Here is an 11,959-nt window from a genome sequence, read left to right as displayed (position 1 = left end):
TGCGTGGAAGAGGCGACGCGACTGGCGAGGGAGATGAGCGTGGGGGAATTTTAACTTGACCATCCCCATCCTCGACAACCACATGCACCTCAACCCCTCAGGCCGCTGCCTCGACGCGGTCCGCGAATTCGCGCGCGCGGGCGGCACGCATCTCGTTTTGGTCTCACTCCCGCCCTGGTCACTGGGCATCGATATTAACTCGCCCGAAGATTACAGGAAGGTGTTCGATAAAGTCCTCAAAATTGCCCGGCGCGCACAGGAAGCTGAGAAAGTGAAAGTCTTTGTGGTTCTTGGCGTGCATCCTGCAGAACTGACGAAATACTACGGTCGCCTTGGCCTTTCGCGCTCTGTTGAGATAATGAGGGGAGGGCTTGAGATTGCGCGCGATTATGTGGTTGAAGGACGAGCCATTGGATTAAAATCTGGGCGTCCTCATTATGAAGTTGAGCCCAAAATATGGGATGCATCAAATGATATTATACGCTACGGTTTTGAGCTTGCAAAAGATGCAGGATGTGCAGTGCAGCTTCATACAGAAAGCGCGACAGAGGACGGGATAGCCCATATCGCGGGAATTGCAAAAAGCGTGGGATTGCCTGACGGAAAAGTAGTCAAGCACTTTTCACCTCCCATGGTTAAAATATGCGAAAAACATGGGATTTTCCCAAGCGTCCTGGCGGGTGAAAATGCGATTGAAACAGCCCTTGGCGAGGGAACGCGTTTCATGATGGAAACCGATTACATCGATGACCTTAAAAGACCGGGGTCTGTCCTGGGACCAAAGACAGTACCAAGAAGGACAAAACAACTCATTGGGAGGTGGGGTGAAGATGTGTTCTGGAAGATCCACAAAGAAAATCCCGAAAAAGTGTATGGTGTGGAAATCAATATATGATGAAATCTTTCCGTAAATTATAATGCTATCCTCTTAGAATTAAACCAACCAATATGACCAGGGATTACCTCACTATCGATGACATTGATACAAAAAGGAAGACGGTTCTATGCAGGCTTGACCTTAACTCGCCGATGGACCCGAACGGGATCATTCTTGATGATAGCCGGTTCAGGAGCCACCATATTACCCTGAAGGAACTGGAAGATTCAAAAGTTGTAATACTTTCCCACCAGAGCCGACCCGGAAAGAGCGATTTTACCACGATGGAGCCTCACGCAAGGTTATTGTCAAAATTGATGAAGCGTAATATTAATTATATTGATGATATTTTTGGTTCACATGCTATTGATACTATAAAAAAAATGGGTAAAGGCGATATAATCCTGCTTGAAAATACGCGCTTCTATTCGGAAGAATCGATCGAACGCGCGCCAAAAGACCATAAAAGAACCCATATGGTAAGGCGCCTTGCTGCTGTTTGTGATATATTCCTGAACGATGCATTCTCAGTATCCCACAGGTCACATCTTTCAGTGACAGGTTTCACGGAATCGTTACCAAGTATAGCTGGAAGAATTATGGAAAAAGAAATCGATTCATTAAATAAGGGATTATCATGCAGCGAGCGCCCTTGCGTCTATGTTCTCGGGGGAACAAAAGTTGATGATTCAATAAAAGTCACAAAAAACGTACTTGAACGGGGATGTGCAGACAGGGTTCTTGTTACAGGGGTTGTAGCCAATGTGTTCCTGGCAGCTTCAGGAGTAAATATCGGGGATGCGAATATTGGTTTTATCGATAAGCAGGGTTACCTGCCCCAGATAGACATAGCAAAAAGTCTTCTCAAACGTTTCCCGGAGAACATTGGCCTTCCTGTAGATGTTGCATTGAATAAGAATGATGAACGCATTGAAGAAAAAATAAGTAAGCTAAGGCCTGAATTGCCTATCCACGATATCGGCATAGAAACAATGGTCAGATTTTCCCGGGAAATAAGTAACGCCAGAACCGTAGTAATGAATGGGCCTGCAGGAGTATTTGAAAATGAACCTTTCGCCCTGGGAACCCGTGAACTGATCAAGGCAGGGTCGAAATCAGGTTTCTCCGTAATCGGAGGAGGGCACATTGCAGCAGCTGCTGAACAGATGGGTATTTCAGGAAAGTTCTCCCATGTAAGTACAGGGGGAGGCGCCTGTATTGATTTCCTGGCAGGTGAAAAACTGCCAGGTATTGAGGCATTAAGGGATGCTGCAAGGAAATACAGACAAAAATAGCCTTACAGGTTTTGATTTCACAGGCAATATGACACTGCTTGTGGATGATATTATTAAAACACATCCTTTCTTCAAACATATTCAGCTCAAGAATATTTTTATTGCAATATCTGCTTCAAACGGCAACAGGAACGGGATTGTCGCAAAACTTCGACCCATGCTTTTTGAAGGAGGTTCAAGAACAAGAACCGTCAGGGGAATTGAGTTTGCCGCACCGGAGGTTATGGTAAATGGCGCAAATATCCTGTATGTCGTTTATTTTCATTTACCGCGTTTCCTGAATCATGGGGATCAAAAGGCAAAACTGTTGACAGTTCTGCATGAATTGCATCATATTTCTCCTTTATTTAATGGTGACATAAGGCGGTATTCAGGAAAGAATTATGCCCATGGCAACTCACGCAAGGATTTCGATAGTCTGGTAAGTATTTATACTGACGAATATATCCAGGCTACAGCACATCCTGAATTAAGCACTTTTTTGGAATTCAAATATAATGAGCTTAAACGCAAATACGGGACAATCTATGGGGACATGATACGTATTCCGCGATCAAAAAGTGTATCTTTTCAAAAACCAATGGGAAACATTTAACACTTGAAGATATTATTAGCCCAGGATGAGGAAGCTTCATTTATTAGTTCAAATCATTATTGGCGTATCTATTATTGCTTTTATATTGAATAAACTGAACCTGAATGAGTTATTTGAAGTTCTAAAAAAAACCGATTTAAGCTATTTCATAATGGCATGCTTCTCATACCTTTTCCTAGATATGGTACTCGCATTGCGTTTATCTTATCTGCTAAAAAAAATAGGGCATGAAATGAAGTTAAAGGACGTTTTTCTTTCACATATGGGAGGAATGATCATTGGAGATATAACTCCTGGAAGGAGTGGTTATTTTTTAACACCTTTAATATTAAGAAAAAAAGCTGGCATTCCTATTACAGAAGGAATGGCATGCATTTTTGCGCCGCAGGGGGTTGAATTCATCCTTAAGGTTATGGGTGCTATTGTAGCTATAATTTATTTATCTTTTTATTTGAATATTGAACAAAACTTCATTATTTATGCGGTGGTAGGTTCGGTAATTCTCCTGGTTGTCGGGATATTAATGCTGTTAGTATCATGGAATAATGAAAAAATGACATCAAAATTTTTGGGTAAGATCCCTTTTCTTAACAAGTTCACTGAAAATCTTTCTTCTTTTAAAGACAGGAGCATCCTGATCAAGGATAACTTAAACGTAATCTTGATATTATATATGATAGGATGGATATTTGCTGCATCGCAGTGGTACTTTTTAGGAAAAGCTATCGGAATTGAAATATCATTTCCTATTTTTTTTCTGCTTCATCCCCTCATTACGATTCTGATGTTTGTCCCATTATCACCCGCTGGCCTGGGGCTTATGGAGGGAGGAATAATCCTTGTATTTTCGTTTTTTGGAATTTCACCAGCTTTGGGAATGGTTTTTTCAGTTCTGGTGAGAGTCAGCATTTTAGTTGTTGATATAGTTGGTTTGAAAACTGTAATTAGCGTATCAGGAAAAAAGCAATCCGAAGACTGGTAATGAGAGAGTATTGCTGATATATATTGCTGATATAATTACTTAATTCAATCATTCCCTTAATTCCGGCGGCAGCATGTTTGGAATACCATCGTCTATCGGGTAATACTCTTTACATTTTCCGCAATAAAGCGTCCCTTTAACGATCTCTTTCTCATTTTCTTCTGTAACTTCAAGTACGAGGTCGCCTTTACACATCGGGCAGCACAGGATATCCATCAGATCTCTTTTCATTATTGCACCTTTATTCCTTTAAACACCTTTTTTATTATCAAGCTATCGAATCATATAATTTTTATTGTTTAAATGAGTATTTACTTTGATCAATATGATAAGGACATTCATAGCTGTTGAGTTGCCTGATCGATTTATTCCTGAAATAGAAAAAATCGGATCTTCCCTGGATATGCCTGGAATAAAACTCGTTGAACCAGAACAGGTTCATATAACCCTGAAATTCCTGGGGGATATCAGGGAAAATAATGTCGAATCGATTTTATCTGCGTTATCACAGATAAATTGCAGGCAATTTGAAGCGAAAATAAAAGGCGTAGGCGTGTTTCCGAAACCTGCTTATATAAAAGTCATATGGCTTGGGGCTGAAGGTAATTTTGATGTACTGCATGATGAGGTTGAACGTGTACTTTCGCTATTTAAATTCGAAAAAGATCACCATTTCTCACCTCATGCAACCCTTGCCCGTGTTAAGCGATTAAGGGATAAGTCCTTACTTCTTGGCAATTTGAAAAAATTGGAGCATATAGACCTTGGAATGATGAATGTCGGATCCATTTATCTCAAGAAAAGTACGCTAACACCGGTTGGTCCTATATATGAGACCCTGGGGGAAATAAGGCTTAAAGATTAATGGTTCACACGTTTTGTTCAATAAATCATATATACATACCACTTTAAGTATAACTTCAGTTTAGGAATAGAGGCGTTATGATTACTTCATTTGGTATGGATTTTGTTGAAACATTCATGGTATTATACAATGCCGGTGCAGCGTTCATAGTGATATTCATGATAGGACAAATTCTTATAATGACGCGTAAAGTGGACAAAGAACTGCTGAGAGCACGGTTATTTCTCAATAATTCGATAATCCAGAAGACCTGGATATATATTTCAATAGCAGGCGCTTCATTTGCATTAAATAACGTATTCAGATTCATTGTTAACTTCATGTCAGAAGGAGAGATACTCAATGTGTATCACCTGGCTGATCTTGCCCAGATGGTCTTTTTGATATCTTTCATACTGGCTGTACAGAACTGGTATGAATTTATCGGAAGTTTCAGGTCCAGAAAATCAATTCAGGAAAAATGCAGTGTTTCAAACTGTTCCTCATAATTTTTTCCCCGAAAAGTAAAAATTAATCGAAATGTTTAATTAAAAGGAGAGCCATTTAATTAATGTGGCACTTGAAATTATAATCGTGTTATTAGCGATAATAGGAGTTATTATTGCATATTATTTATTAAAAACTGTAACCCATCTCATAATAAATGCTGTACTGGGGCTTATTATTCTTGTTGCTGCCAATGTAATTTTTAATGTCGGTATAAATTATTCTCTCCCAGCGTTACTTGTTTGCGCCTTTGCTGGAATTCCCGGTGCAATTATTGTAATAATTCTCCATTTGCTCGGAGTGGCTTTTGTATAAGAGATTTAATATCCCCAGAGAAGAATGAGAGGTTTCATGAAGATCGTTGTTTCCATTGGTGGATCAGTCCTTGCAAAGGAATTACATCCTGAAAATTTCAAAAGCTATGCAAATGCGATTAAGGAGATTGGAAAGGATCATGAGGTATTTATTGTTACGGGGGGAGGAAAAGCTGCACGTGAATACATTGGGGTTGTGCGAGATCTTGGTTCTGATGAAGCCACATGTGATTTTATAGGTATTGATATCACGCGCATAAATGCCAGGCTTCTGATCGCAGCCATTGGCGATGCGGCCTATTATGAGCCTCCGTTGAACTACAAAGAGGCAAGAACCGCAAGCTTGACAGGCAAAATAATAGTAATGGGCGGTGTAACTCCGGGACAGACTACCGATGCTGTTTCTGCTGTCCTTGCAGAATATGTCGGCGCGGATCTGCTCATAAATGCGACGTCCATTGATGGCGTTTATACGAGTGATCCCAAAAAGAACAAAGATGCAAAAAAATTTGGAACCATGACACCTCATCAGCTTATTGAAATCGTAATGAAGACTGAGATGGTTGCAGGGGCCAATTCTCCGATAGACCTTCTGGCAGCGAAGATTATCGAGAGAAGTAATATTAAAACTATTATACTTAATGGGGAAAATCCACAAAATATCATTGATGCGGTTAGTGGAAAATATAACGGGACAGTAATAGGGAAGGACAAAAAAGTTAAATCAGGAGAAAAATGATTATTTTAATTAATTTATCAGGAAAAAAGGAACGTGAAAAAGTATGTTTGAAAATGTATTCAAAGGTTTCTCCTTCATAAAGGAGAGTTTCAGCTTAATAGGTAAAGATGCAGATGTCATTAAACCCGCATTCTATTCTATATTCGTAGGGGCGTTTTTTACTATATTTTCAATTATTATCATGCTTTTCCTCGAATCAGGCTTGAAGCTTGGAAATATATTTTATCTCTTTGCCTTTCTTGTTTTACTTGGAAATTATTTCATCTCATACTTCTTCACAGGAATGACAGCGTTTCTTGTTTATGATTATTTTAAAGACGGCGATGCTACTATGTCAGAGGCATGGGCTGCAACAGAGAAAAATAAGTTTACTATATTATATCTTGCAATAATTTCAGCTATTGTCAATATAATCCTGGGAGTACTAAGAGGTAAGGCGCAAAGAAGCGGTGCAATTGGAGGTATTTCCAATATGATCATGGGATTTATAGAAAAAGCCTGGACAGTTGGTACTTATTTTATGATTCCTGCAATAGTTATTGAGGATAGGGAGCTGGGGAGCGCTATAGAAAGAACAACCCAGATCATCAAAAGGAATCTTCTTCCAATAGGAGTTGGTGAAATAGCGGTAGGACTTGTTACAGGAATTCTTTCATTCATCGGCATTATAATTGCAATCTTTATCGGTTTCTCATTGCTCACTATCGTAGGTCCGATAATAGCATTATTATTGGCAGCCATCTTGATCGTCATAGTGATAGCGCTTTCCATGTATGTCACGACAGCATATCATACATGCCTTTTCCTGTGGGCAAGGAATCTTGAAGTAGCCCCGGGAAGCTCAATAAAACCTCCGGCGCCAATCGCTAATGCTCTGGGAATTTCGTGAAAACGGGCCAGAAATAATTTTAAACATGTCATTCGAAAAGCTGATCCCAAAACAGAGAAAAATGTCCACTAAACTTGGTGGATTTTTAATTATAGTTGGAGAGATCATGTTTCTTTTTTCATTATTAAATTTTTTGATGATCACAAGACTCCAATATTATAGCTCCGGGGATTCATTCATACGAATACTCTTTCCGGACTATTTAATATTCATGGGAGCGATGTTCGTTTTAACTCTTATTGCTATGTGGATAACGTATGTATATATTTTGCCAAGTAAACAACTTTTCTCCCAGGAGCAGTCAATAAAAGACAATCGTAGTCCTATTTATAATGAAATAATAGAAATTCACGGAGAAATTTCTGAGTTGCGAAATATGATCAAGAAATTGTCTGATAAAAAAGGGGAGAAATGAATAACAGTCTTTACACTTGAAGAAGGAATTTTGAAGGAAGCGCGTTTGGGGAAGGTCTGAAATGGGGTGCGCACCTGTCCAGCGCAAGCAACGATAGTGCTTGAAGTTAGGTGTCAATCCGGGCAAAATGTTTAAATGATATTTTTCCTGAATTAAATTATTAGTAAACGATAAAAAACTAAAAAATGCTATAATATACCGTATAATTGATTTTAAAACAATAATAACTGTAAAAAACTTTCAATATACTTATTTCAGTCTCAGACATTCGAATAGCTGTGATAATCTATATAATGATGATATTGTGCTGCTCATAAACTGGATTTTTCCGACAAAAAAATTGAAAATGTTGAAAAAAGCTGGTAACCGTGAGGATTCATGTTGGAAACTACAGAAGAAAGAGTAAAATTATTAAAAGCAGGTTTTACTGGAAAGGAAATTGAGGAATTATATATTGCTAATAATAATTTCAAAATAATCCGTAATATCCTTTATAATAAACTTGTTATCGAAAAAGAAACAACGGTACAAAAAATTGCTAAAAAAAAGATAATACCAGCATATTGCTATTTATTATAAGCCTTCTCACCATGTAAATGCTTATCGAGTCCCTGCTCTTCTACATCTTTCGACACGCGAAGCGACATTGTATTGTCAATGATAAAGAATATCAGGATAGTTATCAGAAAAGCATAAAGCGAAGCGAAGGCAACTGCTGCGACCTCTTTTTTAAGGAAATCGATTCCGCCGTACAAAAGACCGTTTGCTCCGTCATTGTTAACCGAAAGTGTGCTGAATATGCCAAGAAGCGTTATGCCAAGGAATCCGCCGATCCCATGCACACCCCATACATCCAGTGCATCATCCCATTTGCGCCTGTTCTTTAACATTACAGCGAGGTAACAGATGATCCCTGCAAAAATACCGAATAATATTGACGAGCCAGGCGTTATATATCCGGCGGCAGGAGTGATAACGACAAGCCCTGCAAGACCCCCTGTCAGGAATCCGACAAGCTTTGGTTTGCCTTCCATGCCCCAATCCATTATCATCCATACGAATGCAGCAAAACCCCCGGCGATCGCGGTATTGAGAAATGCCACAATTGCAACATCATTCATTGCAAAAGCATTCCCTGCCGTGAATCCGAACCAGCCAAACCAGAGGATCGCCATGCCGATAGCAATAAGGGGAACGCTGTGGGGCAGGTCTTTGACTTTGCGGCTTCCAAGATAAAGAACACTTGCAAGAGCGCTCATCCCAGCTATTGCATGGACGACAATACCTCCCCCGAAATCCTTAACGCCCCACTGCATCAGGGCGCCGCCTCCCCAGACCATGTGGACAAGCGGGTAGTAGATCAGAAGCTGCCAGAGGACAAGGAATATGATGTATGCCTTGAACCGGACGCGATTAGTGAAAGCCCCGGTGATAAGAGGCGGTGTAATGACTGCTACCATCAACTGGTAGGCAAGGAAAATATAAAGAGGCAATGCAGGACTTACTGGTGATGGTGTGGAGGCAGAGATATTCGAAAGGAGCGCATAATCAAGGTTGCCGATAATCCCGTAATAATCCCCGCTGAAACTCAGGGAATAGCCCACAGTTATCCACATAATTGTGGAGACACCAAGAGCTACAAAGCTTTGCATCATTATCGTAACCGCGTTCTTTCGGCCCACAAGACCTCCATAGAAGAAGGCAAGTCCTGGTGTCATTACCATGACCAGGCAGGTCGCTATCATTATAAACGTAATATCAGTTGTATTGAATGCCGGATTTAACATACGATTCACCTATCCTGTCTCGCTAGCGTTTTTTAGAAAAAAACCAATGAAACCGGAATCCTATTTCTCCGGTTCTTTGATATAGTTATGGGTATTATTCACGAAAGTCAATTCAAGGAATCTTATCTTCTTTTGATAAAATTTTTGATTTCTAATATTTCTAATTCTTCTGCAGCTTCTTATTTCGCTCAATCATCTTCCCTTTCTTCTCGTAGTAATTTTTTATCCTGATAAGGATGGGTTCAGGTATAACCGGTTTTATGAGGTAGTTATCCCTTTCCCCTGTATCGTCTCCCCTTATATCAGAAGCTATTTCATCGTACGCCTTTTTCAGTTTCAAGTCCAGAAATGGGATTCTCCTTGTCATCACAACAACCGGTCCGCCTCCGATGCATACAGCGAACCTCCAGTTGAGAGACAGCCTTCTACAGAAGTTCTTTACCACCCTGACGGCTTCACCGGTGATGTGCGGTCTGGGGAAACCGCAGTTTACAATCATGTAGACTTTAGCATTCCTGTTATACCCGTTACCGCTTTTTATGTACTGGTAGTAGTCCTCAAGCAGTCTCATTAACGCTCCCGGAAGCCCGTAAGAAAAGAGCGGAAAGGCCAGTATGATTACATCGGCGCCGGCTATGCTTTTCAACGTACCTTCAGGATAGTCTCCTCCCACTCTGGCCTTTACGGTGATAAATGTCTTGCTGTATTCTACATCGGAGAGTTTCTGGTTTACATCATTCAAAAACTCAAGTGATGAAGCTTTCTTCCCCCTCAGGCTTCCGTTTATAAAACAAACAGTTTTCATGCAGCCTCCAGCATCAGGCTCATTTTCTTAATCACTTCGCAAATCGCGGTGTTGTCGCTGGAAGACATAGTGACAAAGACATCCACCTGCCTGACCATGCCAGGATGGACAATATCCGCGCTCCCGCCGTGTTTGATGATAAGATCTATGAAGGTGTTTTTCTCTTCTTCATCAATGTCGCTGCCGTAGCCGATGATGACCTGCCAGTTATGGCTGCCGGTCCCCCTGTCCATGGCGTTTTTTACAGTTGAACCGAAATGTCCGAACAAAACGGGAGTCAGGAAAAAGGTCGCATTGTAGTTTTTAACCGTTTTCTTTACTTCATTTACCCTATCTTTATGGACGCATTCTTCCGGGTGCTCTATCAGGCAGTAGGAGAAGCAACCCAGGCAGGGTAACGCATCATTTTGCCTCAGCTCGATTACTTCAACCTGGTGTCCTTTTTCAGCCAGCGCCCGGATGATTTTAGCTCTCAAATCTTCTGAAATCTCCGTTTTCGCATCCTTATCCAGAATTAAAAGAATGTTCATAGCGGACCTCCTTAAAATATAACTCGTTCATATCCGCATTGCGTACTCACTATAACCCCACATATTATTATAATCCTATAATGTATTTAAGATTTCTCATGTTTTTTAGTCTTTTTGAGGAAAAAAGTGCCCCAATTTTGGCAACACGATTGTTATTCTGGTTCAACATATTCCAGCGGATACACAAGGACACGCCCATCGTTGCAATCAATGACTCCCGATTTTAATCGGGAGCATCAACGGTGGGCGCATGAGGGTATTTATTGCTCTTCATCACATTTGTTTCTGTCAAAAACGGGGGGCGGAGATACTACTGAGGATGTTGAAGTCACTAACGATGCATTTTCAACATCCACTCTTTCTTTGATATCAGGCAATCCAATTCTGCTCAAATAACTTGAAAAACGTTGGGACAAAGATTCTCGAAAAAGATGATTAATAGTAGCTAAATAATGTTCTGCATACATCTTATATAGGGGATCTCTGGGAATAGTATAATAATGTTTAAAATCAACTATTAACTGTGGTACCTGCAATGCTTGATTTTTTTCTAAAAAATGAAATCTTGCATGGTTCTGCTGTGTTATCCGCTTATAATCTTCACTCTTCTTCCATTCGTGCATTTTTAATCCAATAGATTTTAAATGATCACCAATTCTGAACACTTCTGCATTGTAGGCAGGGCATATCAAAATCGTTTGCAGATATTTATCATGTTTTTCAGAAGCGGATTGAGACCTGTTGTTGAAATCCCATTCCAGATCGCAGTCTTGAGTCAATACGATGACATATGGCAAAGTTGCTTGAGAAATTTCATATTTACTTGAGTTATCTTTTATCTTCCAATCAATAATATCTATGTTACGAAATATATCTCCCTGGCAGATTCGTTTAGAAGTATGCTTAATATACATTGAATCAGTCTTGCTTAGAAATATACCCCAAAACCTTTCTTTTTACCTGCGTCTTCTCATATTTTTCGTAGTCGATATCTATATTGAAAGGATACGTCTCTTCTTTTTTTTGGGGTTTTGGTGCAAATGTTCCTGGCTCGTTAAAGTAATCATCTGTTTCGTTATAGGTCATTTTTTCATCTCACATACGGTTGTAAGTTCTCTTTATAGGTGCTATGATCAAATAAATTTTTAATTTCTTCATGTAGTATATAAATTTGACCAATGATAGAAGAAATATCTATTTCATTTTTTGAAAAACAATCATAATCGAGTAAAAATTCCTTCTTCGCTATTGGATTTGGATATTCACTATTAAACCACCCATACCCCACATTCCGCACATGGTGCCCGTTGATTTTATATAATCAAAATAAGAATCAACCGGCATGGAATATTCGAGTAAAAACATTGATCACCTTGGTAT

At 39.8% G+C, this 11,959-nt stretch carries 16 protein-coding genes; 11 read left to right on the top strand and 5 right to left on the bottom strand.

The window, feature by feature from the left end; genetic code table 11:
• Positions 1–82: 82 nt before the first annotated feature.
• The 4 genes from FIB07_17850 to FIB07_17835 are packed head-to-tail and all read left to right on the top strand — an operon-like array spanning position 83 to position 3,749.
• Positions 83–895: a metal-dependent hydrolase gene (locus FIB07_17850; protein NJD54708.1), complete on the top strand. Its 813-nt coding sequence runs from the start codon at positions 83–85 to the stop codon at positions 893–895.
• A 53-nt stretch (positions 896–948) separates the two neighbouring features.
• Complete coding sequence (locus FIB07_17845) at positions 949–2,172, top strand: phosphoglycerate kinase (protein ID NJD54707.1); 1,224 nt, start codon at positions 949–951, stop codon at positions 2,170–2,172.
• Entirely contained in the window at positions 2,144–2,767 is a 624-nt protein-coding gene (locus tag FIB07_17840) for a hypothetical protein (protein NJD54706.1), read from the top strand. The genes FIB07_17845 and FIB07_17840 overlap by 29 nt, the downstream gene beginning before the upstream one ends.
• Before the next feature lie 25 nt (positions 2,768–2,792).
• The gene (locus FIB07_17835; GenBank protein ID NJD54705.1) at positions 2,793–3,749 is read left to right on the top strand and encodes a flippase-like domain-containing protein; all 957 of its coding nucleotides are present in this window, start codon (positions 2,793–2,795) and stop codon (positions 3,747–3,749) included.
• A 48-nt stretch (positions 3,750–3,797) separates the two neighbouring features.
• Here FIB07_17835 and FIB07_17830 read toward each other — a convergent pair whose 3' ends face one another.
• Complete coding sequence (locus FIB07_17830; protein ID NJD54704.1) at positions 3,798–3,980, bottom strand: Trm112 family protein; 183 nt, start codon at positions 3,978–3,980, stop codon at positions 3,798–3,800.
• A 94-nt stretch (positions 3,981–4,074) separates the two neighbouring features.
• On the opposite strand from FIB07_17830, the gene thpR reads away from it, so the two are divergent.
• From thpR to FIB07_17795, 7 genes are all read left to right on the top strand, one after another.
• Positions 4,075–4,614, top strand: coding sequence for an RNA 2',3'-cyclic phosphodiesterase (gene thpR, locus FIB07_17825; protein ID NJD54703.1), 540 nt, complete (start codon positions 4,075–4,077; stop codon positions 4,612–4,614).
• Between the two features lie 77 nt (positions 4,615–4,691).
• Entirely contained in the window at positions 4,692–5,102 is a 411-nt protein-coding gene (locus tag FIB07_17820) for a hypothetical protein (protein NJD54702.1), read from the top strand.
• 64 nt (positions 5,103–5,166) lie between these two features.
• Positions 5,167–5,415 carry a transcriptional regulator gene (locus FIB07_17815; GenBank protein NJD54701.1) on the top strand — a complete coding sequence of 83 codons (249 nt, stop codon included), beginning with the start codon at positions 5,167–5,169 and terminating at the stop codon, positions 5,413–5,415.
• A 36-nt stretch (positions 5,416–5,451) separates the two neighbouring features.
• Positions 5,452–6,153 (top strand): UMP kinase, encoded by a 702-nt coding sequence (locus FIB07_17810; protein NJD54700.1) that lies wholly within the window; start codon positions 5,452–5,454, stop codon positions 6,151–6,153.
• A 43-nt stretch (positions 6,154–6,196) separates the two neighbouring features.
• Entirely contained in the window at positions 6,197–7,042 is an 846-nt protein-coding gene (locus FIB07_17805; GenBank protein ID NJD54699.1) for a hypothetical protein, read from the top strand.
• A 61-nt stretch (positions 7,043–7,103) separates the two neighbouring features.
• Positions 7,104–7,457, top strand: coding sequence for a hypothetical protein (locus FIB07_17800; GenBank protein ID NJD54698.1), 354 nt, complete (start codon positions 7,104–7,106; stop codon positions 7,455–7,457).
• 378 nt (positions 7,458–7,835) lie between these two features.
• Entirely contained in the window at positions 7,836–8,036 is a 201-nt protein-coding gene (locus tag FIB07_17795) for a hypothetical protein (GenBank protein ID NJD54697.1), read from the top strand.
• On the opposite strand, the gene FIB07_17790 is transcribed toward FIB07_17795, so the two are convergent.
• The 4 genes from FIB07_17790 to FIB07_17775 form a co-directional block, all read right to left on the bottom strand.
• Positions 8,024–9,244, bottom strand: coding sequence for an ammonium transporter (locus FIB07_17790; GenBank protein ID NJD54696.1), 1,221 nt, complete (start codon positions 9,242–9,244; stop codon positions 8,024–8,026). The genes FIB07_17795 and FIB07_17790 overlap by 13 nt on opposite strands.
• A 160-nt stretch (positions 9,245–9,404) precedes the next feature.
• A complete protein-coding gene (locus FIB07_17785; GenBank protein NJD54695.1) occupies positions 9,405–10,049 on the bottom strand; it encodes an NAD(P)H-dependent oxidoreductase in 645 nt (214 codons plus the stop codon).
• Entirely contained in the window at positions 10,046–10,597 is a 552-nt protein-coding gene (locus FIB07_17780) for a flavodoxin family protein (GenBank protein ID NJD54694.1), read from the bottom strand. The genes FIB07_17785 and FIB07_17780 overlap by 4 nt, the downstream gene beginning before the upstream one ends.
• Positions 10,598–10,839: 242 nt before the next feature.
• Positions 10,840–11,493 (bottom strand): hypothetical protein, encoded by a 654-nt coding sequence (locus FIB07_17775; GenBank protein NJD54693.1) that lies wholly within the window; start codon positions 11,491–11,493, stop codon positions 10,840–10,842.
• Positions 11,494–11,959: the final 466 nt, after the last annotated feature.

It is taken from the genome of Candidatus Methanoperedens sp. (assembly GCA_012026795.1).
GTDB lineage: Archaea > Halobacteriota > Methanosarcinia > Methanosarcinales > Methanoperedenaceae > Methanoperedens.
Note: the sequence above shows the minus strand (reverse complement) of the source record. Positions and strands in the feature narration are given on the sequence as shown.

Excerpts from the sequence above, each read along its gene's own strand:
- FIB07_17850 (NJD54708.1), top strand. The coding sequence starts at position 83 with ATGCACCTCAACCCCTCAGGCCGCTGCCTCGACGCGGTCCGCGAATTC.
- FIB07_17810 (NJD54700.1), top strand. The coding sequence starts at position 5,452 with ATGAAGATCGTTGTTTCCATTGGTGGATCAGTCCTTGCAAAGGAATTA.
- FIB07_17840 (NJD54706.1), top strand. The coding sequence starts at position 2,144 with ATGCTGCAAGGAAATACAGACAAAAATAGCCTTACAGGTTTTGATTTC.
- FIB07_17795 (NJD54697.1), top strand. The coding sequence starts at position 7,836 with ATGTTGGAAACTACAGAAGAAAGAGTAAAATTATTAAAAGCAGGTTTT.
- FIB07_17800 (NJD54698.1), top strand. The coding sequence starts at position 7,104 with ATGTCCACTAAACTTGGTGGATTTTTAATTATAGTTGGAGAGATCATG.
- FIB07_17790 (NJD54696.1), bottom strand. The coding sequence starts at position 9,244 with ATGTTAAATCCGGCATTCAATACAACTGATATTACGTTTATAATGATA.
- FIB07_17785 (NJD54695.1), bottom strand. The coding sequence starts at position 10,049 with ATGAAAACTGTTTGTTTTATAAACGGAAGCCTGAGGGGGAAGAAAGCT.
- FIB07_17830 (NJD54704.1), bottom strand. The coding sequence starts at position 3,980 with ATGAAAAGAGATCTGATGGATATCCTGTGCTGCCCGATGTGTAAAGGC.
- thpR (NJD54703.1), top strand. The coding sequence starts at position 4,075 with ATGATAAGGACATTCATAGCTGTTGAGTTGCCTGATCGATTTATTCCT.
- FIB07_17820 (NJD54702.1), top strand. The coding sequence starts at position 4,692 with ATGATTACTTCATTTGGTATGGATTTTGTTGAAACATTCATGGTATTA.
- FIB07_17845 (NJD54707.1), top strand. The coding sequence starts at position 949 with ATGACCAGGGATTACCTCACTATCGATGACATTGATACAAAAAGGAAG.
- FIB07_17805 (NJD54699.1), top strand. The coding sequence starts at position 6,197 with ATGTTTGAAAATGTATTCAAAGGTTTCTCCTTCATAAAGGAGAGTTTC.
- FIB07_17775 (NJD54693.1), bottom strand. The coding sequence starts at position 11,493 with ATGTATATTAAGCATACTTCTAAACGAATCTGCCAGGGAGATATATTT.
- FIB07_17835 (NJD54705.1), top strand. The coding sequence starts at position 2,793 with ATGAGGAAGCTTCATTTATTAGTTCAAATCATTATTGGCGTATCTATT.